At 39.6% G+C, this 25311-nt stretch carries 25 protein-coding genes, 1 tRNA gene, 3 pseudogenes and 1 other annotated feature; of the genes and pseudogenes, 18 read left to right on the plus strand and 11 right to left on the minus strand.

What is annotated here, in order from left to right:
• The 4 genes from HT721_RS04115 to rplL all read left to right on the plus strand — a co-directional run bounded on the left by HT721_RS04115 (window position 1) and on the right by rplL (window position 4422).
• The gene (locus tag HT721_RS04115) at window positions 1-1749 is read left to right on the plus strand and encodes an ABC transporter ATP-binding protein (RefSeq protein WP_173229034.1); all 1749 of its coding nucleotides are present in this window, start codon (window positions 1-3) and stop codon (window positions 1747-1749) included.
• A 220-nt stretch (window positions 1750-1969) separates the two neighbouring features.
• Window positions 1970-3229, plus strand: a complete 1260-nt coding sequence (locus HT721_RS04120; protein ID WP_173229036.1) for a TRZ/ATZ family protein — start codon at window positions 1970-1972, stop codon at window positions 3227-3229.
• Between the two features lie 75 nt (window positions 3230-3304).
• Window positions 3305-3440 (plus strand) — a sequence feature (ribosomal protein L10 leader region).
• A 38-nt stretch (window positions 3441-3478) separates the two neighbouring features.
• Entirely contained in the window at window positions 3479-3979 is a 501-nt protein-coding gene (gene rplJ, locus HT721_RS04125) for a 50S ribosomal protein L10 (RefSeq protein ID WP_054380833.1), read from the plus strand.
• A 74-nt stretch (window positions 3980-4053) separates the two neighbouring features.
• Window positions 4054-4422: a 50S ribosomal protein L7/L12 gene (gene rplL / locus HT721_RS04130; protein WP_001196965.1), complete on the plus strand. Its 369-nt coding sequence runs from the start codon at window positions 4054-4056 to the stop codon at window positions 4420-4422.
• Window positions 4423-4822: 400 nt separating this feature from the next.
• On the opposite strand, the gene gdhA is transcribed toward rplL, so the two are convergent.
• Complete coding sequence (gene gdhA / locus HT721_RS04135) at window positions 4823-6169, minus strand: NADP-specific glutamate dehydrogenase (protein WP_173229038.1); 1347 nt, start codon at window positions 6167-6169, stop codon at window positions 4823-4825.
• 445 nt (window positions 6170-6614) lie between these two features.
• On the opposite strand from gdhA, the pseudogene HT721_RS04140 reads away from it, so the two are divergent.
• Window positions 6615-7137 (plus strand): annotated as a pseudogene (locus HT721_RS04140) (transposase); the annotation flags it as partial.
• Between the two features lie 105 nt (window positions 7138-7242).
• On the opposite strand, the gene HT721_RS04145 reads toward HT721_RS04140, so the two are convergent.
• A complete protein-coding gene (locus HT721_RS04145) occupies window positions 7243-8502 on the minus strand; it encodes a CAP domain-containing protein (protein WP_173214137.1) in 1260 nt (419 codons plus the stop codon).
• Window positions 8503-8884: 382 nt separating this feature from the next.
• Here HT721_RS04145 and HT721_RS04150 point away from each other — a divergent pair, with 382 nt between their 5' ends.
• A complete protein-coding gene (locus HT721_RS04150) occupies window positions 8885-10282 on the plus strand; it encodes an N-acetylmuramoyl-L-alanine amidase (protein WP_173214139.1) in 1398 nt (465 codons plus the stop codon).
• A 168-nt stretch (window positions 10283-10450) separates the two neighbouring features.
• Window positions 10451-10894, plus strand: a pseudogene (locus HT721_RS04155) (EfeM/EfeO family lipoprotein); the annotation flags it as partial.
• Window positions 10895-11235: 341 nt separating this feature from the next.
• On the opposite strand, the pseudogene HT721_RS04160 reads toward HT721_RS04155, so the two are convergent.
• The 4 genes and pseudogenes from HT721_RS04160 to HT721_RS04175 form a co-directional block, all read right to left on the minus strand.
• Window positions 11236-11590, minus strand: a pseudogene (locus HT721_RS04160) (type II toxin-antitoxin system RelE/ParE family toxin).
• Window positions 11580-11864 carry a type II toxin-antitoxin system RelB/DinJ family antitoxin gene (locus HT721_RS04165; protein WP_173214141.1) on the minus strand — a complete coding sequence of 95 codons (285 nt, stop codon included), beginning with the start codon at window positions 11862-11864 and terminating at the stop codon, window positions 11580-11582. Before HT721_RS04165 ends, HT721_RS04160 begins: the two are co-directional and overlap by 11 nt.
• Window positions 11865-12040: 176 nt before the next feature.
• Window positions 12041-12283: a type B 50S ribosomal protein L31 gene (locus tag HT721_RS04170; RefSeq protein WP_000710764.1), complete on the minus strand. Its 243-nt coding sequence runs from the start codon at window positions 12281-12283 to the stop codon at window positions 12041-12043.
• A 95-nt stretch (window positions 12284-12378) separates the two neighbouring features.
• Complete coding sequence (locus HT721_RS04175; RefSeq protein WP_173229040.1) at window positions 12379-13314, minus strand: bifunctional oligoribonuclease/PAP phosphatase NrnA; 936 nt, start codon at window positions 13312-13314, stop codon at window positions 12379-12381.
• Window positions 13315-13417: 103 nt separating this feature from the next.
• Here HT721_RS04175 and HT721_RS04180 point away from each other — a divergent pair, with 103 nt between their 5' ends.
• From HT721_RS04180 to HT721_RS04205, 6 genes are all read left to right on the plus strand, one after another.
• Window positions 13418-13861, plus strand: coding sequence for a flavodoxin (locus HT721_RS04180; RefSeq protein ID WP_001162128.1), 444 nt, complete (start codon window positions 13418-13420; stop codon window positions 13859-13861).
• A 115-nt stretch (window positions 13862-13976) separates the two neighbouring features.
• The gene (locus tag HT721_RS04185; protein WP_000362491.1) at window positions 13977-14243 is read left to right on the plus strand and encodes a chorismate mutase; all 267 of its coding nucleotides are present in this window, start codon (window positions 13977-13979) and stop codon (window positions 14241-14243) included.
• Window positions 14240-14614 carry a fluoride efflux transporter CrcB gene (crcB, locus tag HT721_RS04190; RefSeq protein ID WP_173229042.1) on the plus strand — a complete coding sequence of 125 codons (375 nt, stop codon included), beginning with the start codon at window positions 14240-14242 and terminating at the stop codon, window positions 14612-14614. The genes HT721_RS04185 and crcB (HT721_RS04190) overlap by 4 nt, the downstream gene beginning before the upstream one ends.
• Window positions 14608-14937 (plus strand): fluoride efflux transporter CrcB, encoded by a 330-nt coding sequence (gene crcB, locus HT721_RS04195; RefSeq protein ID WP_173229044.1) that lies wholly within the window; start codon window positions 14608-14610, stop codon window positions 14935-14937. The genes crcB (HT721_RS04190) and crcB (HT721_RS04195) overlap by 7 nt, the downstream gene beginning before the upstream one ends.
• A gap of 118 nt (window positions 14938-15055) precedes the next feature.
• On the plus strand, window positions 15056-15403 hold the full coding sequence (gene rplS, locus HT721_RS04200) for a 50S ribosomal protein L19 (RefSeq protein ID WP_001068669.1): 348 nt from the start codon (window positions 15056-15058) through the stop codon (window positions 15401-15403).
• A gap of 42 nt (window positions 15404-15445) precedes the next feature.
• A tRNA-Arg gene (locus HT721_RS04205) sits at window positions 15446-15517 on the plus strand.
• A gap of 225 nt (window positions 15518-15742) precedes the next feature.
• Here the strand turns inward: HT721_RS04205 and HT721_RS04210 are convergent.
• From HT721_RS04210 to HT721_RS04220, 3 genes are read right to left on the minus strand one after another with little or no spacing between them, the layout of a single operon-like run.
• Window positions 15743-16741 carry an SAP domain-containing protein gene (locus HT721_RS04210; RefSeq protein WP_173229046.1) on the minus strand — a complete coding sequence of 333 codons (999 nt, stop codon included), beginning with the start codon at window positions 16739-16741 and terminating at the stop codon, window positions 15743-15745.
• A gap of 42 nt (window positions 16742-16783) precedes the next feature.
• Entirely contained in the window at window positions 16784-17590 is an 807-nt protein-coding gene (gene yidA / locus HT721_RS04215; protein WP_173229048.1) for a sugar-phosphatase, read from the minus strand.
• Between the two features lie 12 nt (window positions 17591-17602).
• A complete protein-coding gene (locus HT721_RS04220) occupies window positions 17603-18907 on the minus strand; it encodes an HD domain-containing protein (RefSeq protein WP_173229050.1) in 1305 nt (434 codons plus the stop codon).
• 71 nt (window positions 18908-18978) lie between these two features.
• Here HT721_RS04220 and HT721_RS04225 point away from each other — a divergent pair, with 71 nt between their 5' ends.
• The 3 genes from HT721_RS04225 to ffh all read left to right on the plus strand — a co-directional run bounded on the left by HT721_RS04225 (window position 18979) and on the right by ffh (window position 21362).
• The gene (locus HT721_RS04225; RefSeq protein ID WP_004238036.1) at window positions 18979-19356 is read left to right on the plus strand and encodes a DUF1934 domain-containing protein; all 378 of its coding nucleotides are present in this window, start codon (window positions 18979-18981) and stop codon (window positions 19354-19356) included.
• Between the two features lie 90 nt (window positions 19357-19446).
• Window positions 19447-19779: a putative DNA-binding protein gene (locus tag HT721_RS04230; RefSeq protein ID WP_000402066.1), complete on the plus strand. Its 333-nt coding sequence runs from the start codon at window positions 19447-19449 to the stop codon at window positions 19777-19779.
• An 11-nt stretch (window positions 19780-19790) separates the two neighbouring features.
• On the plus strand, window positions 19791-21362 hold the full coding sequence (gene ffh / locus HT721_RS04235) for a signal recognition particle protein (RefSeq protein WP_173229052.1): 1572 nt from the start codon (window positions 19791-19793) through the stop codon (window positions 21360-21362).
• A gap of 190 nt (window positions 21363-21552) precedes the next feature.
• Here ffh and HT721_RS04240 read toward each other — a convergent pair whose 3' ends face one another.
• Together HT721_RS04240 and rsmG are read right to left on the minus strand one after the other, a co-directional pair.
• Window positions 21553-22836, minus strand: coding sequence for a solute carrier family 23 protein (locus HT721_RS04240; protein ID WP_173214156.1), 1284 nt, complete (start codon window positions 22834-22836; stop codon window positions 21553-21555).
• Between the two features lie 204 nt (window positions 22837-23040).
• Window positions 23041-23754, minus strand: coding sequence for a 16S rRNA (guanine(527)-N(7))-methyltransferase RsmG (gene rsmG, locus HT721_RS04245; RefSeq protein ID WP_112445207.1), 714 nt, complete (start codon window positions 23752-23754; stop codon window positions 23041-23043).
• Window positions 23755-23847: 93 nt separating this feature from the next.
• On the opposite strand from rsmG, the gene HT721_RS04250 reads away from it, so the two are divergent.
• The gene (locus HT721_RS04250) at window positions 23848-24408 is read left to right on the plus strand and encodes a LemA family protein (RefSeq protein ID WP_112445205.1); all 561 of its coding nucleotides are present in this window, start codon (window positions 23848-23850) and stop codon (window positions 24406-24408) included.
• Between the two features lies 1 nt (window position 24409).
• Window positions 24410-25309 carry a zinc metalloprotease HtpX gene (gene htpX, locus HT721_RS04255; protein WP_084929975.1) on the plus strand — a complete coding sequence of 300 codons (900 nt, stop codon included), beginning with the start codon at window positions 24410-24412 and terminating at the stop codon, window positions 25307-25309.
• The last annotated feature ends 2 nt before the right edge of the window (window positions 25310-25311 follow it).

The raw sequence follows: 25311 nt of genomic DNA on the forward strand, positions 1-25311 counted from the left end.
ATGAGACGACAAACTGCAAATCAAACACTCTCACGTTTGGCTAAGGATTTAGCAAGCCATCCTTTCCTCCTTTTCCTAGCCTTTCTAGGAACTATTGCCCAAGTTGCCTTATCAATTTACCTACCTATTTTGATTGGACAGGTCATTGACCAGGTCCTTGTGGCTGGTTCTTCACCAGTTTTTTGGCAGATTTTTCTCCAAATGATCTTGGTGGTCATAGGAAATACCCTTGTACAATGGGCCAATCCTCTCCTCTATAATCGTCTAATCTTTTCTTATACAAAAGACTTGCGAGAGCGAATAATCAACAAGCTCCATCGGTTACCGATTGCTTTTGTTGATCGGCAAGGCAGTGGAGAAATGGTCAGTCGTGTAACCACAGACATCGAACAGTTGGCAGCTGGCTTGACCATGATTTTTAACCAATTTTTTATTGGTGTCTTGATGATTTTGGTTAGCATTCTAGCCATGCTGCAAATTCACCTCCTCATGACTCTCTTAGTCTTGCTGTTGACGCCACTTTCCATGGTGGTTTCACGCTTTATTGCCAAACGCTCCTATCATCTCTTCCAGAAGCAAACAGAGACAAGGGGAATTCAGACTCAGTTGATTGAAGAATCGCTTAGCCAGCAGACCATCATCCAGTCCTTCAATGCTCAAACAGAGTTTATCCAAAAACTGCACGAGGCGAATGCCAACTATGCAGGCTATTCTCAGTCAGCTATCTTTTATTCATCAACGGTTAATCCTTCGACTCGCTTTGTAAATGCGCTTATTTATGCCCTTCTAGCTGGAGTGGGAGCTTATCGTATCATGATGGGGTCCACCTTGACCATTGGGCGCTTAGTGACCTTTTTGAACTATGTTCAACAGTACACCAAGCCCTTTAACGATATTTCTTCAGTTCTAGCCGAATTGCAAAGTGCTCTCGCTTGCGCAGAACGTGTTTATGGAGTCTTAGATAGTCCTGAGGTGGCTGAAAGTGGCAAGGCGGTCTTGACCAGTGACCAAGTTAAGGGAGCCATTTCCTTTAAACATGTCTCTTTTGGCTACAATCCTGAAAAGATTTTGATTAAGGACTTATCTATCGCTATTCTAGCTGGTAGCAAGGTAGCTATTGTTGGTCCGACAGGTGCTGGAAAATCAACCCTTATCAATCTCCTCATGCGGTTTTATCCCATTAACTCGGGAGATATCTTGCTGGATGGGAAATCAATTTATGACTATACCCGGGCATCATTGAGACAACAGTTTGGCATGGTGCTCCAAGAAACCTGGCTCAAGCAAGGAACTATTCATGACAATATTGCCTTTGGCAATCCTGAAGCTAGTCGGGAGCAGGTGATTGCTGCTGCCAAAGCAGCCAATGCAGACTTTTTCATCCAACAGTTACCACAGGGATACGATACCAAGTTGGAAAATGCTGGAGAATCTCTCTCTGTCGGTCAGGCTCAGCTCTTGACCATAGCGCGAGTCTTTTTGGCTATTCCAAAGATTCTTATCTTAGACGAAGCAACTTCATCCATCGATACGCGGACAGAAGTGCTGGTACAGGATGCCTTTGCTAAACTCATGAAGGGGCGCACAAGCTTTATCATTGCCCACCGCTTGTCAACCATTCAGGATGCGGATATGATTCTAGTCTTAGTGGATGGTGATATTGTTGAGTATGGGAACCATCAGAAACTCATGGTTCGAAAGGGCAAGTATTACCAAATGCAGCAAGCTGCAGCTTTTAGCTCTGAATAAGCCTTTCTATTTTAAAATCTTATGAACGAAAAAAGTTGCCTTCGGGTGACTTTTTTGTTACAATAGCTAGAAAAATTATTCACTGTAATACTCCATGAAAATCAAAGAGCAAACTAGGAAGCTAGCCGNNGACGAAGTCAGTAACCATATATCTACGGCAAGGTGAAGCTGATGTGGTTTGAATTTGAGTATAAATTGTCTTTTAGAAAAGGAGCCTATAATGAAAGTCTTTCAGCATGTAAACATCGTGACTTGTGACCAAGATTTCCATGTTCATTTGGATGGAATCTTAGCAGTTAAGGATTCTCAAATCGTCTATGTCGGTCTAGAGAAGCCAGAGATTTTAGAGCAAGCTGAGCAGATTATAGACTATCAGGGAGCCTGGATTATGCCTGGTTTGGTCAATTGTCATACTCATTCTGCTATGACTGGCTTGCGAGGAATTCGGGATGACAGCAATCTACATGAATGGCTTAATGACTATATCTGGCCAGCAGAAGCTGAGTTTACACCAGATATGACTACCAAGGCGGTCCAAGAAGCGCTGACAGAAATGCTCCAGTCAGGAACAACAACCTTTAACGATATGTATAATCCCAATGGAGTGGAGATTGAGCAGATTTATCAGGCAGTCAAGGCTTCCAAGATGCGTTGTTATTTCTCACCGACCCTCTTTTCTTCAGAGGCAGAAACGACTACTGAAACTATAAGCAGAACACGGGCCATCATCGAGGAAATCTTAGGATATGAAAATCCAAATTTCAAGGTAATGGTAGCCCCACATTCTCCATACAGCTGTAGTAAAGATTTGCTGGAAAAGAGCTTGGAAATGGCAAAAGAGTTGGACATTTCCATCCATATCCACGTGGCGGAGACCAAGGAGGAGTCAGGAATTATCCTGAAACGATACGGCAAACGCCCCCTCGCCTTTCTTGAAGAACTGGGTTATTTAGATCATCCTTCTGTCTTTGCTCACGGGGTCGAATTAAACGAGCGAGAAATTGAACGCTTAGCAACTTCTCACGTGGCTATCGCCCACAATCCTATCAGTAACCTCAAATTGGCATCAGGGATTGCTCCAATCATCCAACTCCAAAAAGCAGGAGTAGCAGTCGGAATTGCGACTGACTCGGTTGCTTCTAATAATAATTTAGACATGTTTGAGGAAGGACGGACTGCAGCCCTTCTTCAGAAGATGAAAAGTGGAGATGCTAGCCAATTTCCTATTGAAACAGCGCTCAAGGCACTGACAATCGAAGGGGCCAAGGTCCTTGGAATGGAAAATCAGATAGGAAGTCTAGAAGTCGGCAAGCAAGCAGATTTTCTCGTTATTCAACCACAAGGCAAAATCCATCTCCAACCCCAGGAAAATATGTTATCTCACCTCGTTTATGCGGTCAAATCTAGTGATGTAGATGATGTTTATATCGCAGGAGAACAGGTTGTTAAGCAAGGTCAAGTCCTGACAGTAGAACTTTAAAAGAAAAATCACGAAAAATTTTAAAAAAAGTTTGCAAAAATCTTGCATTCTTTTTTTGACTATGCTATACTTATATACGGTTTGAAAAAACTGCCTAAGACAGTAGGGGAGTTCGACTCATAAGGATCCTACCGAGGACAAAACGTATCATGTAAAAAGAAGCGTATTGTACTTTCGTGTCTAGGTTTGGGCGCGTTTTTCTTTTTGAAAAATTCCCCAAGCAAAATAATTACGGAGGTGAACACACTAATGAGTGAAGCAATTATTGCTAAAAAAGCGGAACTAGTTGACGTAGTAGCTGAAAAAATGAAAGCTGCTGCATCTATTGTCGTTGTAGACGCTCGTGGTTTGACAGTTGAGCAAGATACAGTTCTTCGTCGTGAGCTTCGTGGAAGCGAAGTTGAGTACAAAGTCATTAAAAACTCAATCTTACGTCGTGCAGCTGAAAAAGCTGGTCTTGAAGAACTTGCATCAGTATTTGTTGGACCATCTGCAGTAGCATTTTCTAACGAAGATGTTATCGCACCAGCGAAAATCTTGAACGACTTTTCTAAAAACGCTGAAGCACTTGAAATCAAAGGTGGTGCAATCGAAGGCGCTGTCGCATCTAAAGAAGAGATTCTTGCTCTTGCAACTCTTCCAAACCGCGAAGGACTTCTTTCTATGCTCCTTTCTGTACTTCAAGCGCCAGTGCGCAACGTTGCTCTTGCAGTCAAAGCGGTTGCAGAAAGCAAAGAAGACGCAGCTTAATCTTGAGCTACGCAGCGTAGCCTAGCTACGAAAAATCTATTATAAATTTAAAAACATATTTGGAGGAAATAACAATGGCATTGAACATTGAAAACATTATTGCTGAAATTAAAGAAGCTTCAATCCTTGAATTGAACGACCTTGTAAAAGCTATCGAAGAAGAATTTGGTGTAACTGCAGCTGCTCCTGTAGCTGTTGCTGCAGCTGGTGCTGCTGACGCTGGTGCTGCTAAAGATTCATTCGACGTTGAATTGACATCTGCAGGCGACAAAAAAGTTGGCGTTATCAAAGTTGTACGTGAAATCACAGGTCTTGGTCTTAAAGAAGCTAAAGAACTTGTTGACGGTGCACCAGCACTTGTTAAAGAAGGCGTTGCAACTGCAGAAGCTGAAGAAATCAAAGCTAAATTGGAAGAAGCTGGAGCTTCAGTTACTCTTAAATAATAGAGCAACTACATTAGTAGCTTAAAAACATGATTAAACCGCTATTCTTAGGAGTAGCGGTTTTTCTTTTTGTATAAAAAAGTTGGCGAGTAAGTAATACTCAATAAAAATCAANNGGTTGCAGATAGAGCTGACGAAGTCAGTATCATATACATACGGTAAGGCGACGCTGACGTGGTTTGAAGAGATTTTCGAAGAGTATAAAATAGATTGAATTTAGAATAGTCCACCGAGTTTTATAAAACATTGTTAGAAATTGGTTTGAATTCCGAAATCAATTTGTTTGGTTTTTATTTCATTTCATTTAATTAAATGAAATGAAATGAAATTAGAATTTTCCAACTGTTTAACTCAACTAAAAATCCCCAATCGAAGCGATTGAGGATTAAGCAAATGAATCTTAAACAATACCTTGGGCAATCATAGCGTTTGCTACATTTTCAAAGGCAGCAATGTTTGCTCCTGCAAGGTAGTCTTTATCAAGACTATATGTTTCTGAAGTTGTTTTAGCAGTGTTGAAGATATTTGTCATGATATCTTTGAGACGTCCATCAACTTCTTCACGAGTCCATGAGAGGCGAAGACTATTTTGGCTCATTTCAAGGGCTGAAACGGCTACACCACCAGCGTTGGCAGCTTTTGCAGGTCCGTAGAAGATACTATTTTCTTTGTAGACTTTGATGGCATCAAGGTCGCTTGGCATGTTGGCACCTTCAGATACACAGATCACGCCTTGAGCAACCAAGCGTTTAGCTGCTTCACCGTTGATTTCGTTTTGAGTCGCACATGGAAGCGCGATGTCATAGTTTCCAGCGTAAGTCCATACAGAACCTTCATGATAAGTAGCAGTTGCTTTTTCAGCAGCATACTCAGTCAAACGAGCACGACGTTTTTCTTTAACATCTACCAAGAGATCGAAGTCAATACCGTTTTCATCGATGACATAACCATTTGAATCAGATACAGAGATAACAGTTGCACCAAGTTCAGTTGCTTTTTGAAGAGCGTATTGAGCAACGTTACCAGAACCTGAAATGACCACTTTCTTACCAGCGAAGCTATTACCGTTAGCTTTAAGCATTTCTTCAGTGTAGTAAACCAAACCGTAACCAGTTGCTTCTGGACGAATCAAGCTACCACCAAATCCAAGAGGTTTACCAGTCAAGACACCAGCATCAAACTGGTTAAGACGCTTGTATTGACCATAAAGGTAACCAATTTCGCGTCCACCTACACCGATATCACCAGCAGGTACGTCAAGTGATGGTCCGATATGTTTTTGCAATTCAGTCATGAAACTTTGGCAGAAGCGCATCACTTCAGCATCTGTTTTACCTTTAGGATCGAAGTCTGATCCACCTTTACCTCCACCGATAGGAAGTCCAGTCAAGACATTTTTGAAGATTTGTTCGAATCCGAGGAATTTCAAGATCCCTTGGTTTACAGTTGGGTGGAAACGAAGTCCGCCTTTGTATGGTCCAACAGCTGAGTTGAATTGAACACGGTAGCCACGGTTTACTTGAACTTTTCCATCACGGTCAACCCAAGGAACACGGAAAGAAATCACGCGCTCAGGCTCAGTAATACGTGCCAAGATATTTTCTTCGATATACTCAGGGTGTTTTTCAAATACAGGTTCCAAAGTGTTGAAAAATTCTTCAACAGCTTGGAGGAATTCAGCCTCGTGCCCGTTACGAGCTTTTACAGTTTCAAACACGCTTTGGATATATTCTTTAGCAGATGTCATATCGTTCTCCTTTTATTGTCATATTTTATTACATGAGTCATTATAGCAGAATTTTTTTTCACTGTAAAGAAAAAAACAGAAATTTTCTAAAAATTCTTTCAATTTGTTTTTTGGTTTCAGCTTTTCTTGAACTGATAAAAATCAAACTTTTTTCTTGTAAATATCTTTCTCAAAGAGAAAATCTAAAAATATGCTATAAGAAAAGAAAATGTTTAGCAATTCAGAAATCACTTGTTAATTTATCCGTGATATGTTAGATTTGCCAGTAAAACTATGATCATTTTGGAGGAAAGCAATATTTACATCTCCTTATTCAGGGCAGGATTTTCTATACAAGTATAGATGTCTTGCTGGAGTTGGATCATGGAACCCAAGCGGTTACTGTGATTTAGAACTATCATCAGAATTTTTTCATTAGACTTGTTCGGTAACCATAAAGTACTATACTATCTATGAACAAGACCCAGAAAAAGTAGCTTTATTTCTTAAGAATTTTAATAGTTTAAAGCATCTAGTACCTGTTTATATTGATAAAACAGGATTCGATACTTATTTTTATCGAGAGTATGGTCGCTCATTAAAAGGTCAGATAATAAGAGGTAAAGTATCTGGAAGAAGATATCAGAGGATTTCTTTGGTTGCAGGGCTAACAAATGGTGAGTTAATCGCTCCAATGACTTACGAAGAGACGATGACGAGCGACTTTTTTGAAGCATGGTTTCAGAAGTTTCTCTTACCAACATTAACCACACCATCGGTTATTATTATGGATAATGCAAGATTCCAATAGAATAGCTAGGATAGAACTCTTGTGTGAAGAGTTTGGGCATAAACTTTTACCTCTTACTCCCTACTCACCTGAGTACAATCCTATTGAGAAAATATGGACTCATATCAAAAAGGTATTACCAAGTTGCAAGACCTTTTACGAGGCTCTTTTGTATTGTTCTTGTTTCAGTTTGTTATAAACGCCTAAGATAAGAGCTATACTAGGTAAATAAAAATCTCTATACTATCTGAAAGTGAAGATTACTCACTGTGAGATAGTATAGAGCCTTTTTGTTGTAGTTAAATTATCCTACCCACTCACCATTGTCATTGACACGGTAGTCGTCAGGTGTAGTCGTATTGATTGCTAGGGCTCCAGAACTATAGGCATAGTACCATTTACCAGATACCTTCATCCAGCCTGTTTTCATAGCCCCTGAATCTTGAAGGTAGTACCAGCTACCATTATCTTTGAGCCAACCAGTCTTCATAGCGCCTGAACCGTCGAGATAGTACCAGCTACCGTCTTTTACCCAGCCAGTTTGCATCCAGCCAGAGTTGTCAAAGCGATACCAAGTTCTATTTATTTTTTCCCATCCATTACTCGTGTATGAGCCGTCATTGTGTTTAAACCACCAACGTCCGTTTGATTGAATCCAACTTCCGAAGTATTGGGAATGATTGAACCAACTTCTTAGTCGATTAAGAAATTCGGCAGGGTCATTGGTCTCATCGTCTAGTTTCTGACTTGAATTTGTATTTTCATTTTTGGTTTTATGAGTTCCGATAGCCTTTAAGTCTTTGTCAAAAAGATTTGCCTTAGTCGCAAATGTTTGAATCTGAGAAGCATTTGCTTCTGTATATTGAATGGCCTTTCCATAACCACCAGCTAATTCTTCAGAGCCACCAGATGCTGTTCCGAGACTTTGTGCAACAGTAATCCATCCATTTTGAGTGGCAGGGTTTTCAAAGGCTGCAAGCCCCATATAGGTCAGTTTTGGATCAATTAAGGATTTATAGTGTCCAGTTTGACCTGTAACACTGACACCACTACGAGATTTAACATAATCGGCTTTTTCATCATACCATTGCTGGATGGCCTTCATAAATCCATTGTAGTTCCAAGCCAAATTTTCTGAAAGGGAGAAATTTCCTGTAGGCCAAGCGCTCCAAATATCCTTACTAGACAAGCGTGTGTGATCAATGGTGATCGAAGCTTCTGCTGCACGAACGAAGGCAGTTTTTTCTAGTGCAGTTGACCATTTGATGGGAACATAGCTAGTAACTAGACCTTCATCTGCCGCCTCTTTTCGAATGGCATTGATACGGTCTAAGATAGCTTGTTTATCTGGCGTTAAGAAAGTCCCTTCAATCCCAACTAGAGTAGTACCAGAAGAAGCACTAGTGACCTCAGAGTTTAAGATATTGTAGGATTGACCATTGATTGCTTGAGTGGAAACCAGCCTATCATTAGCAGCTACTGATTGTGATGTAAGAGTTCCAGCTCCTAACAAGGAAAGTACTAAAACTGTAGCAAGTGTGAACTTTTTAGTTTTATTGTTCATTTTGTGTCCTCCTATTTTTATTATAACATCTCTACTGGGCAGAGTAAACTAAAATTCGGTATAGCTAGGGACTAGATTTATTTTAAATTTAGATGTTTGCAAAAATTTTTCTTAAATTTGGTGTATAATATAAATAGATGATTTTAATGAATCTACTCGACTTGTTCGATAACTATCTGAAGCGAGATTAGGTGTTCAGAAATTGAATTTTTAAGGTTCCAACTTAGCCATACTTTTTAGGTTTCACATCTTTAAATAAGCTAAACACTCCATAATATCATATAAATTATAGTTTAGAGGATGTAGAACAACTCTTCTTTCATCAAGGAAGTAAAATAACTCAATAATACAGGGATTCCATTCCCCTAGAAAGGTTAAATAAATGAAATCATATAAGAAATTTACGATTCTTGCTCTGGCTCTTCTTGGATTCACTAGCCAAACAGTTTTAGCTAATGATGCTAGTCATCCTACGAATAACTCTATCGGTGGTTCAACTACTAGCTCTGCAAGTCCTTTTCAAGTAGCTACAGAAAATCAGCCAACGACTCCTAGTTCGAGTAAGCAGGAGACAAAGCCAACTCTTCCTACTGAGTCTAAGCTACAAACTGGTTGGGTAAAAGAAGACGGGAAGTGGACTTATTATAGTCAAACAGGTGTCAAATTTACAGATACTCTTTATGAGGGCTACCTATTTGATAAGGATGGTTACTTACTTGAAAATAGCTGGTATCAGATGGCTAACAAGTGGTACTACGCCAATGGCTCAGGAAAATATCTGTCTAACCAATGGAGTCAAATCAATGGTAAATGGTATGCATTTGATCAAAATGGTGCCATGATGGCTAATACTTGGAAGGGAAACTATTACCTGAAATCCAGTGGGGCTATGGCAGATAAAGAATGGGTGTACGATCCCAACTATTCTAGCTGGTTTTATCTCAAGTCAGGTGGGCATTATGCTGAGCAGCAATGGGTTGGCTCTTACTATCTAAAATCTGGTGGCTACATGGCTCACAAAGAGTGGCTTTATGATCAAGATTATAAAGCTTGGTATTATCTTAAAGAAGATGGCGTTTATGTCACTGGAACTTATACTATTGATGGAAGTAGTCATTTTTTCAAAGATAATGGTAAATGGGTGCAAGAACTTCCAAAAGGATTTGAAAAGGGGCGCTATAGTAAAACTATCTTCCTAGATCCAGGGCATGGTGGACGTGATTCGGGCGCTTACTATTATGGAATAGCTGAAAAAGATTTGAATCTACAGGTCTCTCGTAAATTACGGAAACGTTTAGAAGAATTGGGCTATACAGTTCTAACATCTCGTGATAGTGATGTGGATGTTGACTTTGTGACAGAGCGTTCTCGTATGGTAAATAAGACGAATGCAGACTTCTTTATTAGTATTCATTTTAATGCTACTGGGAATGACACAACACTGAATCTGGGAATACAGACTTATTCTTATAAGGAAGATGCAGGTTACCCGAGCAAGATTAACCAGTACTGGCATAATAATCCAGACCGTATAAGTGAAAGTAATCGTTTGGCAGCTGATCTTCATTCATCTCTCTTGACCGAGACAGGAGCTAGAGATGCTGGGCTTTTGCAAGCCACCTTCGCTGTTCTTCGTGAGACTGCGAAACCTGCTGTGTTATTAGAGTTGGGTTATATGGATAATCCAGAAGAAAACCAACGAATCCGTAGTGAACAATACCAAGATAAGTTGGTTGAAGGTATTATTAAAGGAATTCAAAAATATTACGCTGGAAATTAAGAAACTAGATCAAACTAAGCTTTGGAGATTGTCCTAGGCTTAGTTTTTTACATTTGTAATGCTATTCATAACATTAAATTGTCTGAAAATTTATTGAAAAATGAGTGAAAACATGGTATAATGAAAGGTAAAATTAATTCAGGTTTCCTGAACCGATAGGAGTATACAATGAAAAAACTAGGTTTTGTCCTTTTATCTTCAGTCTTGCTATTGACAGCTTGTGCTGTTAGGTTTGAAAAATCAACCGAGACAAATGATTCATCTAAGGTGACAGCCTTGTCTGAAGACAAGCAGAAAATGCTTGATAAGGCCACTGCTGACTATAAGACTTTTGTGCAAGAGCAAATCGATAAACTCTTGACAGATACGGAAGGCTTTGTCAAACTGTTGAAAGAAGGTAAGTTAGAAGAAGCCAAAAAGGTTTATCCACTGATTCGTATGTCTTATGAGCGTTCAGAACCGATTGCTGAAAGTTTTGGTGAGTCAGATGTCAAGATTGACTTCCGTTTGGCAGACTACATGGACGAAAACAAGACTGAAGAAGGATGGTCTGGTTTCCACCGTATCGAGCGTATCCTTTGGGAAGACAATACAACTAAAGGAACTGAAAATCAAGATAAGAAAGAGTAAATCTGCTCTAATAAAAAAACTTTGTTCTCTAGAAACCATTGTGTGGCTATCGAGAGTGCAAAGTTTTTTTGAGTTTGGAACATGAAAACAGCAGTTGATTTCAAGAAAGAAAAAAGAACAGCCGAAACTGTTCTTTTTATCATTATTTGAGACCGTATTTTACAAAGATATACTCTATAGTGTTTAAATCCTTATTAAATCAACGTTTCTAAAGGGGATATAGCTGTAAAATATTATATATATACCGTATTGTTAAACCAAGACGGTACCAAAAAGGTACCAAAAATTAAGGTTTCAGAGCTTATAAAATAATGAAAGTTGTCTCAATCAGTTGAGCTTTTTTTATTGCATTTTTGTAGCAAAGTGACGTAGTCGCTCTTTGTGTGGAATAAGTGGGAAAGAAAAACAAGTTCTTTGAGTTTGGTCGATAAAGTAAAGCAAGATATACTGACCGATAATTTTTCCTCGCGTAGGGTACTTACTGTTGATTTTTAGTCCTATTTTTTCATCTGCATCAAAGCCAGCTTCAGGAAAAGTTTCTAAACTTTTTAAGCCGTCTAAAATTTTGGCTACAGTATTCTTAGCCGACTGGGGTGATAAAAGAACAGTGCTGATGTAGTTATGGATACTGTCAATTGCCTGACTCACTTCAGTAGATAGAATCACTTTATAAATCATATCGTAGCCTCATGTCATCTAGGGGAGTTCCTTGTCCGGATTCATATTCTCTTAAGGCGCGTTCAGATTGGGCTTGTAGCTCCTGAATCAATCGTTCACGGTGTAAATCTTCTGCAGTTTTTATTGGCAAATCTTGTTCGAGAACAATCTGCTCGATAAAAAGACTAATAGCATCCGTCATAGTCATTCCTTTTTCCTTGATGATAGCTCTAGCTTGTTCCATTGATGACTCATTGATTTTAAAATTGTACTGTTTAGTAAGTGATGTCGTCATGGTATATCTCCAATCTATACTATATATAGCTAGTATATATCTTTTATATTTTTTAGGCAAGAGAAAACTTTGTACTCTAGAAACTACCGAGAGTGCAAAGTTTTTTAGTTTGGAACATGAAAACAGCAGTTGATTTCAAGAAATAAAAAAGAACAGCCGAAGCTGTCTTTCTATCATTATTTGAGACCGTATTTTTTGTTGAAACGATCCACGCGTCCATCTGCTTGAGTGAACTTTTGACGTCCAGTGTAGAATGGGTGTGAGTCTGATGAAATTTCCACACGGATCAATGGGTAAGTTTCGCCTTCGAACTCAACTGTTTCGTTAGAGCGTTTTGTTGAACCGCTAAGGAATTGGTAACCAGTAGTTGTGTCCATGAAGACAACTGGGCGATATTCTGGATGGATATCTTTTTTCATTTTGCAATAGTTCCTTTCTGCCATGGTCTCTTTGCGAGCCATAGATTGTTACCATACTAGTCTATCAGATTCTGAAAAGTTTGGCAAGTATTTTATCAGTTTTTAAGCAAGTTTTTTAACTTTTGGTAGATGATTTCGTTTTCCTCTAGACTATAGGAATTAGCACCGCTTGCTAGAGGGTGGCCTCCTCCATCATGTTCTTTGGCAATTTCATTGATAGGATGAATTTTACTGCGTAAGCGAACGCGGTAGTGGCCATCAGCCTGCTCTACAAAAATTCCCCAGAGACTCACACTATCAATACGTCCAGGTGCACCGACAACAGCTGCAGTTTCAGCATCGGTGACATTGAATCGTTTTAAGATTTCCTGACTCAGGATAACGCGCGCTGCACCATTTTCATCCACTTCCAGATGGTCGTAGATGTAGCCTTGAAGTTTAGCAATTTTGTAACTCATAGTGTCCATTTTGCGAGTGAGAGTTGCAAAGTCAAAGTTATGTTCTCTCAAATAAGCAGCAAGGTGAAGAGTCCGTGCAGTCGTAGAAGGATAAAGGAAGCGACCTGTATCACCGATAATTCCTGCAAAGAGCAACTCAGCAGAGCGATCTGACAAGGCCAGTTGGGTTGTTTGGGCAAATAGGGTAATCATCTCACTAGCGCTACTTGAACTAGTATCCACCCAAGATAGGTCACCATATACATCATCATTTGGATGGTGGTCAATCTTAATGAGAAAATCACCTTGACTATAGCGCTTATCATCTATACGAGCAGTATTAGCTGTATCACAGATGATGACAAGTGCTCCCTGGTAGGCACTATCTTCAACAAGATCCATTTCAGCCATCCAAGTAAGAGTTGGTTCATCAAAACCAACTGCTTTGATGGTTTTTTCTGGGAAATGATGTTTGAGAAGAGCTTTCAATCCCACCTGACTTCCCAAGGCATCAGGATCTGGTTTCATATGACGATGAATGATAATCGTGTCGTATTCTTTGATTTTTTCTAAAATTTGATGGCAAATATCCATAAATAACCTCAATTCTTTCTCATTTCATTGTAGCACAAGAATTTTTATTTTTAAAATGAAAAAGATGTGATATAATGGAGAAAGATAAATTGAGGAGGACGATATGGCATTAGCAAAAATTGTATTTGCCAGTATGACCGGTAATACCGAAGAAATTGCAGATATTGTAGCAGACAAATTACGTGACTTGGGCTTGGATGTCGATGTTGATGAATGTACAACTGTTGACGCTTCAGACTTCTTGGAAGCAGACATCGCTATTGTTGCGACCTATACTTATGGCGATGGAGAATTGCCAGATGAGATGATGGACTTCTACGAAGACTTAGCGGACCTCAACTTGAATGGCAAAATCTACGGAGTGGTCGGCTCAGGAGATACCTTCTACGATGAATTCTGTAAGGCTGTTGATGACTTTGACCGTGTCTTTGTATCAACAGGAGCAGAAAAAGGTTCAGAGTGTGTTAAAGTTGATCTTTCTGCCGAGGAAGAAGATATTGAACGCTTGGAACAATTCGCAGAAGAATTGGCTGCTAAAGTAGGATAAGCATAAACGTGCGCTGATGCAAACAATCAGTGCATTTTTCTTACCGTGAGTTGGGATTTTACTAGCCTATTTGATGGCTTTTTGATACAATAATTCAAATAAAGGAGGAGACTGTATGGATTTAGATAGTATTCGTCAAGAAATTGATCAAATTGACGACCAAATTGTCAAACTGTTAGAAGAACGAATGCATTTAGTTGAGGGTGTAGTTGCCTATAAGAAAGCTTCGGGTAAACCGATTTTAGATACCAAGAGAGAAGCGGTTATTTTTGAAAAGGTTAGAAGTCGTGTAGGAGACAAGCGCTATCAGGAGACTATTGTCGCGACTTTTTCTGACATACTCAAACGTTCGCGTGATTACCAGGATCAAAACATCAAATGAAAAAAGAACAATTTTATCCGCTAGGAATTTTTCTTGCTGCTATGGTGGGCGGACTTGTCCGCTACCTAGTTTCCACTTGGTTACCAGCCAGTCCTGACTTTCCTTGGGGAACCCTTCTTGTTAACTATCTAGGTATTTTCTGCTTGGTGTATCTTGTCAAGGGATATCTGGTCTATAAAGGAACCAGTAAGGGCGTGATTTTAGCTCTGGGGACTGGTTTTTGTGGGGGGCTGACAACTTTTTCCAGTCTCATGCTTGATGCTGTAAAACTGCTTGATACAGAGCGTTATCTTAGTTTGGTCATGTATTTGCTTTTGAGCATCGGTGGAGGCCTACTCTTGGCTTATTTTCTAGGGAGGAAAAAATGGTAATCATTTATCTTGCAATTGCTTGTGGCTTAGGAGCCCTAGTACGGTATTTCTTTTCCCGCTATAATCAAGCTTCTAAATTGTCACTTGGAACGCTTATAGCAAATCTGTTGGGGTGTTTTTTGATTGGCTTATTCTACAATCATGTAGAGTCTAAGGAAGTCTATGCTATTCTAGCAACAGGATTTTGTGGAGGTCTGACGACTTTTTCGACCTTGAATGATGAACTGCAAAGACTGTTAAGTGATAAGAAGGTATTTTATAGCTACCTAGCCTTAACCTACCTAGGTGCTTTAGTTGCGATTTTTTTAGGAATTCTGCTATAAATTTCTTTACTTTTTTGTGGAAATTTGGTAAACTGTATCTTGTGTGTAATGGACGCACAAAAATACAGTTTATCCGCTGAGGAAAATTCCTCAAGATTGACAAAGATAGGAGAATAAAATGAATCCATTAATCCAAAGCTTGACTGAAGGTCAACTTCGTACAGATATCCCATCATTCCGTCCTGGTGACACTGTTCGTGTACACGCGAAAGTTGTCGAAGGTAACCGTGAACGTATCCAGATTTTTGAAGGTGTTGTTATCGCACGTAAAGGTGCTGGAATCTCAGAAAACTACACAGTTCGTAAAATCTCTAACGGTGTAGGTGTTGAGCGTATCTTCCCAATCCACACTCCACGTGTTGAAAAAATCGAAGTTGTTCGTTACGGTAAAGTACGTCGTGCGAAATTGTACTACTTGCGTGCTCTTCAAGGTAAAGCAGCTCGTATCAAAGAAATCCGTCGTTAATTCGACTAAAAAACTCTGCTTTTTCAGCAGAGTTTTTATCTAGCCCCCTTAGTTCAATGGATATAACAACTCCCTCCTAAGGAGTAGTTGCAGGTTCGATTCCTGCAGGGGGCATGTAATTAGATATCAAAGAAGTTTGTCAAAAAGTCTTTGATATTAAAAGAACGCATAATATAGGGGATTTATGTACTGACCCCCAAAAGTTAGATTTTTTCTGTCTAACTTTTGGGGTGCAGTTCATTATCTCCATAATATTATGCGTTTTATTATTGAAAAATTTGGGCAATCATCAGATAAAATTGAGACTATATCGAGTATATAAATGTTTGTATAATCAATTTATTCAAAATCGTCAAGTTCTAAATTATTTAAAGGACTATAACATTCATATTTCTTTAAGTAATTGTTTATTTCTTCAGCAGTAGAACAAGGTAAATTAACTCTTAAATAGTCAATATCTTCTTTAGATAAAAAATGATTTGCATTCAAAATTGAGAAGCGAAATAATGCTTCATCAAAAGCAAAATCGTAATCGTCATCAGATAATGATTCCATTAATGTTTGAATATGTTTTAGTGAGTAGTCAGGTATCGAATCGGGATAATATACTGGATAATCAGTGGCTGAAAAATTGTTTTCTAATCCTGAACTAGTAATTATCAAAGATTCTATGTAATATATTAAAGAATGTTTAATATTACCTTCTTGTTCCAAATGTCTTCCTTGAGCCTTTCGTGTGTTAGATAAACATCCAAAATCTCCTGATACAGTATTCCTATGAGCTTGTTTATTTAAAAGACTCCATTTTATATCACCAAAAGTTGCTTTAAAAGAGATATTATTTTTTTCTTTACAATAATCTTCCATAGTTATGTCTTTATCATAGTATGCTTTGATAAAGTCACTATGTTCGATAATAAGATTTTGTGCTTCTTTTGTTAGTTTAAATTCGAACGGAATATCTAATTTGTCAACGTTGATATTATTAATTATTCTTGTAATTAATTCTGCTTTTTTTCCAGAAGTAGGTAAATTATGTTTAGATAATATAGTTTTTAATTCTACTACTTTAAGATATGATAAAGTCTTATTTTTAGTGAAGTATCCTAATTTGTATAATTGATTGTGTGTAGATTCAGGGTCAATTTGAAGAGAGTATTTAAAATATCTTGGGAAATTATAATTTCTCCCTGTTTTTTGAGTCCAATCTATGAGTATGAGTTGCCCAGGAGTAAGGCCGCACTCTAATTTGTTTAGGTAAAAATTGTTACAATCAGAATTTGTGTCTCTATTATGATTATTTTGTTTTAAATTAAATAGTTTGCTAAAAAAATTCATTGGATTTTATTGCTAATCAATTCTTATTGAAAAATGATACTTTTACAGTACCCATGTACGGATAGCATGGGCAACGCCAGATTCGTCATTTGTTTTAGTAATGTATTTGGCGATTTTTTTGATTTCTGGATTTCCATTTTCCATGACTACAGGGTTGCCAACGACTTCCAGCATGGCACGGTCGTTTTCTTCGTCACCGATAGCCATGGTTTCATCTTTGGTCAATCCGAGTTTTTCAGCTAAGTGAGTAATTGCTGAACCCTTGTCCACATTCTTTTTAAGGAGTTCGAGGTAGAAAGGAGCAGACTTGTTGATAGAGTAGCGTTCGTAAAATTCGGCTGGTATTTTTTCAATCGCAGCATCGAGAATTTCTGGTTCATCGATGAACATACATTTGACGATTTCCTTGCCAGTCATTTCTTCAGGTGTACGGTAGAAAATAGGCATGCTGACGAGGGTTGATTCGTGCACTGTATATTTTCCGATATTACGATTGGCAGTATAGATACCGTCCTTTGTAATAGCGTGCATGTGGACACCGAGCTTGCGACTGAGGAATTCCATATCCAGATAATCCTCATAGGTCAAGGATTCACTGATAATCTCATGTCCTGTAGCAGTTTCTTGGACAAGGGCACCATTGAAGGTCACGACATAGTCACCCTCGTCTCTCAACTGCAAGTCGTCGAGAAGTTTGGCAACACCTGCGATAGGGCGGCCAGTTGCAATGACGACTTTGACACCAGTTTCTTTGGCATCTTGGATGGCAGAAAAGACTTCAGGCGTAATCTCCTTTTGGCTATTGACTAGGGTTCCGTCGATATCGACGGCGATTAGTTTAATACTCATAAATTTCCTCTTCTAGTTTTTATTTGGAGTAAAATGATCGTTCTCAATCAAGTGTAAAAATTGCTGGGTAATGCTAGCAAAGATACTGTTTTGGTCCAACATTTCTTTTGGAAAATAGAAACGATTATCTCCGTGGCGACTGCCAGCAAGTGATTGGACGATAGGAGACAGGCTAGAGAGTTCGGCCAGTTGACCATTTTTTTGTAAAATCTCAATCTGTGTCCGTGGATTTTCAGATTCAGGACGATAGATATCATAAGGGAGGTCAAAGTTCTTATGAATGGCTGTGTAGTAGTAGGGATCAAAGCCGATATCCTCAACTAATTTTCTCATGCTGGCGAGTTGGTCTTGATCCTCTTGTGAAAAAGTAATGGATTTAAAGACCTTGCGGTTGACAAAGCGTTGCGACAAGTCTGCAAGAATCTTATCAGGATTGGTCATCCAGAGCTGGAAGTAGGTATTCATCACACCATCATCCAGAGCCAGATAGTCAGTCAAGGTCACATTTTTTTCAAAGAAAGGCAGGAGATGTGGGGATGTTCGTGCAAAGAAGTCCTTGTCCTCAGGATAAAGTTCCTTGGCGCGCTTGAGGAGATTCTGTAGGAGAACTTCCATAGCGCGTGTTGCGGGGTGGAAATAAACTTGCATATACATCTGGTAACGACTGAGGACGTAGTCTTCGATGGCGTGCATGCCATTGCGCTGAAAGGCGATGCCATTTTCGACAGGACGAATGACTCGGAGGATGCGAGTTAGGTCAAATTCCCCATAAGATGCTCCTGTAAAATAGGAGTCGCGCAAGAGATAGTCCATGCGGTCTGCATCAATCTGACTGGAAATGAGTTGCACAACCTGCTTGTTAGGGTAGGTATGGTCTATGACACTGGCAACTTTTTCTGGGAAATCGGGCGCTACTTGTAGTAAGACTTGGTGAATCTCTGTCTCAGGACTTTGAATAATCTCCTGAGTAATGGCTTCGTGGTCTGTATCAAAGAGATGTTCAAAAGTATGGGAGTAGGCACCATGCCCAAGATCGTGTAGGAGAGCAGCGGTCATGGTCAAGAGAGACTCGGCAGGATTCCATTCCTCAGGATATTTTTCTTCAAAAATCTCTGTGATACGTCGTGCAATTTCATAAACTCCTAGACAATGAGAGAAGCGGCTATGCTCCCCACCGTGGAAGGTATAACTGGAAGTTCCCAGTTGTTTGATACGGCGCAAGCGTTGAAATTCTTTTGTATTGATCAAGTCGTAGATGATTTGATTATTGACATGGATGTAGTTGTGAACTGGGTCACGGAATACTTTTTCGTTCATATGACCATTATAGCAAAAAGCTAGAGTTTTTGGTAAAATAGTAGGACAAGAGACAAGAAAGAGGACCTGATGTGAAGATTCGGATGCGAAATACGATTCAGTTTGATGAGCAGTTGGAAGTGATTGACCAGCTTTATGACGTAGAAGTGCATGAAAAGGGAGATTATAGCTACCTGCTGTTCTACAATGAGGAAAAGGAAAAAGTAGTGATTAAATTTCATGGTCAAGAACTGGTGATGAGCCGATTTTCCAATCCCAAGACCATTATGCGCTTTCTAAAGGATAGCGATAGTTTAGCCTATATTCCCACACCTATGGGTATGCAGGAGTTTATCATCCAAACGAGCCATTATCAAGTTGATGGGCAAAAGATTGAACTAGATTATCAACTACAAAATCAAGAGGGACATCCCTTTGCCAGCTATCAATTGGAAATTACTTGGGGCTAGTCTCTTGTTTTTTTCAAATTTACCCAGCTATCTTCTCGGATTGGCTTCCTAGTGTGGTAGATTGGGCTAATTTTTGGTATAATAAAAGTTATGGAAATCGAAAAAACCAATCGTATGAATGCGCTCTTTGAATTTTATGCAGCGCTTTTGACAGATAAGCAAATGAATTATATAGAGCTCTATTACGCTGATGATTACAGTCTTGCTGAAATTGCCGAGGAGTTCGGTGTCAGTCGTCAGGCTGTCTATGATAATATCAAGCGGACAGAAAAGATTCTGGAAGATTATGAGATGAAATTGCACATGTACTCGGACTATATTGTTCGAAGTCAGATTTTTGATCAGATTTTGGAGCGCTATCCCAAGGATGACTTTCTGCAGGAGCAGATAGAAATTTTAACAAGCATTGATAATAGAGAATAAGAGGAAGAAACATGGCATTTGAAAGTTTAACAGAACGTTTGCAGAACGTCTTTAAAAATCTACGTAAAAAAGGAAAAATCTCTGAATCTGATGTCCAAGAGGCAACCAAAGAAATTCGCTTGGCCTTGCTTGAGGCCGATGTTGCCTTGCCTGTTGTAAAGGACTTTATCAAGAAAGTTCGTGAGCGTGCAGTCGGACACGAAGTAATTGATACCCTTAATCCTGCGCAACAAATTATTAAAATCGTTGATGAGGAACTGACAGCTGTTTTAGGTTCTGATACGGCAGAAATTATCAAATCACCTAAGATTCCAACCATCATCATGATGGTTGGTTTGCAGGGAGCTGGTAAAACAACTTTTGCTGGTAAATTGGCCAACAAACTCAAGAAAGAAGAAAATGCTCGTCCTTTGATGATTGCGGCGGATATTTACCGTCCTGCGGCTATTGATCAGCTCAAAACTTTGGGGCAACAGATTGATGTGCCTGTCTTTGCTCTTGGTACAGAAGTACCAGCTGTTGAGATTGTACGTCAAGGTTTGGAACAAGCCCAAGCCAATCATAACGACTATGTCTTGATTGATACGGCAGGTCGTTTGCAGATTGATGAGCTTTTGATGAATGAGCTTCGTGACGTGAAAGCACTAGCTCAACCAAACGAAATTCTGCTCGTCGTTGATGCCATGATTGGTCAAGAAGCAGCCAATGTTGCGCGTGAGTTTAATGCTCAGTTGGAAGTGACTGGGGTGATCCTTACCAAGATTGACGGCGATACTCGTGGTGGTGCAGCTCTATCTGTTCGTCACATTACTGGAAAACCAATCAAGTTCACTGGTACGGGTGAAAAGATTACAGATATAGAAACCTTCCACCCAGACCGTATGTCTAGCCGTATCCTTGGCATGGGGGATATGCTCACTTTGATTGAGAAAGCTTCTCAAGAATACGATGAGCAAAAGGCCCTTGAAATGGCTGAGAAGATGCGCGAAAACACCTTTGATTTTAATGATTTCATTGATCAGCTGGATCAGGTGCAAAACATGGGGCCGATGGAAGACTTGCTCAAGATGATTCCAGGTATGTCCAATAATCCAGCTCTTCAAAACATGAAGGTGGATGAGCGTCAGATTGCGCGCAAACGTGCTATTGTGTCTTCAATGACACCTGAAGAACGTGAAAATCCAGATTTGTTAAATCCAAGCCGTCGCCGTCGTATCGCTGCTGGTTCTGGAAATACCTTCGTCGAAGTCAATAAATTCATCAAAGACTTTAACCAGGCTAAACAACTCATGCAAGGTGTTATGTCTGGAGATATGAACAAGATGATGAAGCAAATGGGGATCAATCCAAACAATCTTCCTAAAAATATGCCAAATATGGGAGGAATGGATATGTCTGCCCTTGAAGGAATGATGGGACAAGGTGGTATGCCTGACTTGTCAGCTCTCGGAGGAGCAGGAATGCCAGATATGAGTCAGATGTTTGGTGGCGGACTAAAAGGTAAAATCGGTGAATTTGCCATGAAACAGTCCATGAAACGCATGGCTAACAAAATGAAAAAAGCGAAGAAGAAACGTAAGTAAGACAAGAGATTGATGCAAATCTCATTTGATGAGAAAATGAAGTAAAAATTTCTATGATAAAACGTATAGTATCAAGGTTTTAGAATACCTGATATTATACGTTTTTTGATTTTAACAATTTACAGATATTTGTATTATAGTGTACGAAAAAATCCACTCAGTTGTCTGAGCGGATTTGGTGTTTAGACATTTAATCTTTATTTTCGTATGGTAAGATCAAGTTCAAGATGATTCCTGTCATAGCTGATAGGGCAGTACCTGAAAGGGTAACTGGACCAAGTTTAAGGATAGCTCCTCCAAGTCCAAGGACCAACATAGCACTTGCGATGATCAGGTTTCGCATTTGAGCGAAATCAACACGTTCTTTAATCAAAACTTTCAAACCGTTGCTGGCGATAACTCCGTAGAGAAGGATTGACATACCACCAAGTACAGCATTTGGAATGGTTGAAATCAAGGCAGTGAATTTACCAAGGAAGCTAAGGGCAATCGCGATGAAGGCAGCGTTACGGATAACTGAGACAGAAGCGATACGAGTCATACCGATAACCCCAGTATTTTCTCCGTAAGTTGTATTGGCTGGTCCACCAAGGAAGGCAGAAACAGAAGTTGCGATACCGTCACCAAGAAGAGTACGGTGAAGACCTGGTTCTTTCAAGAATTGACGGCCACAGATTTGACCCAAAACAGTATGGTCTCCGATATGTTCAGAAATTGTTACGATAGCAATTGGTAAGATGGCGATGGTTTCTGGCCCAAAGTAAAGATTGTACTCTTTAAAGGCACCACCTGTGCTAAATGGCAAGTAGAAACCAGGAATCTCGAACCAGTTAGCTTTAAGAACTGGTGTAAAATCAACCAAGCCAAGAGTTAGTGCGAAGAGGTAACCACCGATAATGGCAAAGAGGAAAGGAATGATTCGTAGGAAGCCTTTTCCTTTTGTATTGATAAAGGCAGCAATCAAGAACGTAACAACGGCTACAAGAGCATTTTTCCAATTTCCGTCTGCTACAAGACCTGCATTGGTAACAGCTGAACCTGCAAGTCCAAGACCGATAACGATGATCATAGGACCGATAATGATTGGTGGCAAGAGTTTATCAATCCATTTTGTTCCTACAAATCGGATGCTGGTAGCAACAAGGACATATACCAAACCAGTCAAGATAACCCCTGTTTGAGCAGCAGATACATCACCACCCATTTCTTTCATAGCAAGTGACATTGCTGTGATAAAGGCAAATGAAGAACCTAGATAAACTGGAACTTTAAAACCAGTAGCAATCATGTAGATGAGTGTTCCAACACCTGAAGCAAAAAGGGCAACAGATACAGGCATTCCCAAAATCAATGGTACCAAGATGGTCGCTCCAAACATGGCGAAAACGTGTTGGAAACTAAGGAGAATTCCTTTTCCAGCTGAAGGACGTTGGTCAACGTCTAGTAACAAATCAACAGTTGATTCTTGTTTCATATAAACCTCACTTTTGGGCATCAAAAAAGAGCCCATTATTTTACAGCAATAGGCCCTCAGAGTAAGACTTCTCTAAAATCTAGACTTTAAAGAGTTTTAAATATTTCTGCGTCTTCGTCACCTCACGGGATGACATTAAAAACCTTTGCTTGTGATAGTATAGCAAAAATTACAAACTTTGTAAATATTTTTTTACTAAAAAGATTAAAGTGGGCGTTTATTGGGCATGCCAGCCTTACGTGGATATTTATTTGGTGTTTCCTTTTTCTTTTCTACCACTGTGATGTAGCGCGGATCTCCATTAGGTAGAGCGTAGCTGAGATTGTCTTCGACCTTACTAAAAAGGAGGTTGAGGGCATTCTTAGCTTCTAACAACTCCTCAGGCGCATTGCTGGCCTTGAGTGCCAATAGTTTCCCGCCAACTTTAAGGTAGGGAATAGTCAATTCAGACAAGACCTGCATACGGGCTACAGCACGAGCTGTTACAAAATCATATTGAGCACGGAAGTTTTTGTCTTGGGCAAAATCTTCGGCACGTCCATGGTAGAAATGAACACCGTCCAAATCCAGTTCTTGAGCCAACAGTTGGAGGAAGTTGATGCGCTTATTGAGTGAATCAATGATAGTCACATCTAGCTGAGGATAGAGGATTTTCATCGGCAGACTAGGAAATCCTGCCCCAGCTCCGATATCAAGAAGTTTGATAGTTTCATTGGGAATCAAACCTTGAAGAATGGGTGCAATCGAATCGTAAAAATGTTTGAGATAAACTTCTTCCTTATCCGTAATGGCTGTTAAATTAATCTTTTCATTCCACTCGACTAAGAGCTCAAAATAACGTTCAAATTGTTTTTTTTGCTGGTCAGAAAGTGGAAGATTTTGCTCGGCAAGCAAGTTGTAAAATGTTTCTGGTTTCATAGTTATTTCCTTCTTTAGTATCATCTTATTTTACCACAATCATTAAAAATTTGATATACTGGTACTAATCTAAAAGCAGAAAGGACTTATATAATGACTTGGATTATTCTTGGAGTTTTAGCTCTTATTGTTATTTTTGTGATTGTTAGCTATAACGGTTTGGTTAAAAATCGTATGCAAACAAAGGAGGCTTGGAGTCAGATTGATGTTCAGTTGAAACGTCGAAATGATCTCTTGCCAAACTTGATTGAGACTGTAAAAGGTTATGCCAAATATGAAGGTTCTACCCTTGAAAAGGTGGCAGAACTGCGTAACCAAGTGGCGGCAGCGACTTCACCAGCAGAAGCTATGAAAGCTAGTGATACCCTTACTCGTCAGGTTTCAGGTATTTTTGCAGTTGCAGAAAGCTATCCAGATTTGAAAGCTAGTGCCAACTTTGTTAAATTGCAAGAGGAGTTGACAAACACGGAAAATAAAATTTCTTACTCTCGTCAACTCTATAACAGTGTTGTCAGCAACTACAATGTAAAATTAGAAACTTTCCCAAGCAATATTATCGCTGGAATGTTTGGATTTAAAGCAGCAGATTTCCTTCAAACACCAGAAGAGGAAAAGGCAGTTCCTAAAGTTGATTTTAGCGGTTTAGGTGACTAAGATGTTGTTTGATCAAATTGCAAGCAATAAACGAAAAACGTGGATTTTGTTGCTGGTATTTTTCCTACTCTTAGCTCTTGTTGGCTATGCGGTTGGTTACCTCTTTATGCGGTCTGGGATTGGTGGTTTGGTTATCGCACTGATTATCGGCTTTATCTATGCCTTGTCCATGATTTTTCAATCGACAGAGATTGTCATGTCCATGAATGGAGCGCGTGAGGTGGATGAACAAACGGCACCAGACCTCTACCATGTAGTGGAAGATATGGCTATGGTCGCTCAGATTCCTATGCCCCGTGTTTTCATCATTGATGATCCAGCCTTAAATGCCTTTGCGACAGGTTCTAATCCTCAAAATGCGGCTGTTGCTGCGACGTCAGGTCTATTAGCTATCATGAATCGTGAGGAGCTAGAAGCTGTTATGGGACATGAAGTCAGTCATATCCGTAATTACGATATCCGTATTTCGACTATTGCCGTCGCCCTTGCTAGTGCTATCACCATGCTTTCTAGTATGGCTGGTCGTATGATGTGGTGGGGTGGCGCAGGTCGCAGACGAAGTGACGATGACAGAGAAGGAAATGGCTTAGAAATCATTATGCTCGTGGTTTCCCTACTAGCTATCGTGTTGGCTCCCCTCGCTGCAACTTTGGTGCAACTAGCTATTTCTCGTCAGAGGGAATTCCTAGCTGATGCTTCCAGTGTTGAGTTGACGCGCAATCCTCAAGGAATGATTAATGCCCTACGTAAGTTAGACAATAGTAAACCCATGAGTCGTCCTGTCGATGATGCCAGCAGTGCACTTTATATCAATGATCCTAAGAAAGGGGGAGGGTTCCAAAAACTCTTTTATACCCACCCACCTATCTCAGAACGGATTGAACGTTTGAAACATATGTAAAA

The organism is Streptococcus sp. 4094, assembly GCF_013277125.1.
Classification (GTDB): Bacteria; Bacillota; Bacilli; order Lactobacillales; family Streptococcaceae; genus Streptococcus.

What these genes read in the sequence shown, in the direction of transcription:
- HT721_RS04115 (WP_173229034.1), top strand. Translation starts at nt 1, where the DNA reads ATGAGACGACAAACTGCAAATCAAACACTCTCACGTTTGGCTAAGGAT.
- HT721_RS04120 (WP_173229036.1), top strand. Translation starts at nt 1,970, where the DNA reads ATGAAAGTCTTTCAGCATGTAAACATCGTGACTTGTGACCAAGATTTC.
- rplJ (WP_054380833.1), top strand. Translation starts at nt 3,479, where the DNA reads ATGAGTGAAGCAATTATTGCTAAAAAAGCGGAACTAGTTGACGTAGTA.
- rplL (WP_001196965.1), top strand. Translation starts at nt 4,054, where the DNA reads ATGGCATTGAACATTGAAAACATTATTGCTGAAATTAAAGAAGCTTCA.
- gdhA (WP_173229038.1), bottom strand. Translation starts at nt 6,169, where the DNA reads ATGACATCTGCTAAAGAATATATCCAAAGCGTGTTTGAAACTGTAAAA.
- HT721_RS04145 (WP_173214137.1), bottom strand. Translation starts at nt 8,502, where the DNA reads ATGAACAATAAAACTAAAAAGTTCACACTTGCTACAGTTTTAGTACTT.
- HT721_RS04150 (WP_173214139.1), top strand. Translation starts at nt 8,885, where the DNA reads ATGAAATCATATAAGAAATTTACGATTCTTGCTCTGGCTCTTCTTGGA.
- HT721_RS04165 (WP_173214141.1), bottom strand. Translation starts at nt 11,864, where the DNA reads ATGACGACATCACTTACTAAACAGTACAATTTTAAAATCAATGAGTCA.
- HT721_RS04170 (WP_000710764.1), bottom strand. Translation starts at nt 12,283, where the DNA reads ATGAAAAAAGATATCCATCCAGAATATCGCCCAGTTGTCTTCATGGAC.
- HT721_RS04175 (WP_173229040.1), bottom strand. Translation starts at nt 13,314, where the DNA reads ATGGATATTTGCCATCAAATTTTAGAAAAAATCAAAGAATACGACACG.
- HT721_RS04180 (WP_001162128.1), top strand. Translation starts at nt 13,418, where the DNA reads ATGGCATTAGCAAAAATTGTATTTGCCAGTATGACCGGTAATACCGAA.
- HT721_RS04185 (WP_000362491.1), top strand. Translation starts at nt 13,977, where the DNA reads ATGGATTTAGATAGTATTCGTCAAGAAATTGATCAAATTGACGACCAA.
- crcB (WP_173229042.1), top strand. Translation starts at nt 14,240, where the DNA reads ATGAAAAAAGAACAATTTTATCCGCTAGGAATTTTTCTTGCTGCTATG.
- crcB (WP_173229044.1), top strand. Translation starts at nt 14,608, where the DNA reads ATGGTAATCATTTATCTTGCAATTGCTTGTGGCTTAGGAGCCCTAGTA.
- rplS (WP_001068669.1), top strand. Translation starts at nt 15,056, where the DNA reads ATGAATCCATTAATCCAAAGCTTGACTGAAGGTCAACTTCGTACAGAT.
- HT721_RS04210 (WP_173229046.1), bottom strand. Translation starts at nt 16,741, where the DNA reads ATGAATTTTTTTAGCAAACTATTTAATTTAAAACAAAATAATCATAAT.
- yidA (WP_173229048.1), bottom strand. Translation starts at nt 17,590, where the DNA reads ATGAGTATTAAACTAATCGCCGTCGATATCGACGGAACCCTAGTCAAT.
- HT721_RS04220 (WP_173229050.1), bottom strand. Translation starts at nt 18,907, where the DNA reads ATGAACGAAAAAGTATTCCGTGACCCAGTTCACAACTACATCCATGTC.
- HT721_RS04230 (WP_000402066.1), top strand. Translation starts at nt 19,447, where the DNA reads ATGGAAATCGAAAAAACCAATCGTATGAATGCGCTCTTTGAATTTTAT.
- ffh (WP_173229052.1), top strand. Translation starts at nt 19,791, where the DNA reads ATGGCATTTGAAAGTTTAACAGAACGTTTGCAGAACGTCTTTAAAAAT.
- HT721_RS04240 (WP_173214156.1), bottom strand. Translation starts at nt 22,836, where the DNA reads ATGAAACAAGAATCAACTGTTGATTTGTTACTAGACGTTGACCAACGT.
- rsmG (WP_112445207.1), bottom strand. Translation starts at nt 23,754, where the DNA reads ATGAAACCAGAAACATTTTACAACTTGCTTGCCGAGCAAAATCTTCCA.
- HT721_RS04250 (WP_112445205.1), top strand. Translation starts at nt 23,848, where the DNA reads ATGACTTGGATTATTCTTGGAGTTTTAGCTCTTATTGTTATTTTTGTG.
- htpX (WP_084929975.1), top strand. Translation starts at nt 24,410, where the DNA reads ATGTTGTTTGATCAAATTGCAAGCAATAAACGAAAAACGTGGATTTTG.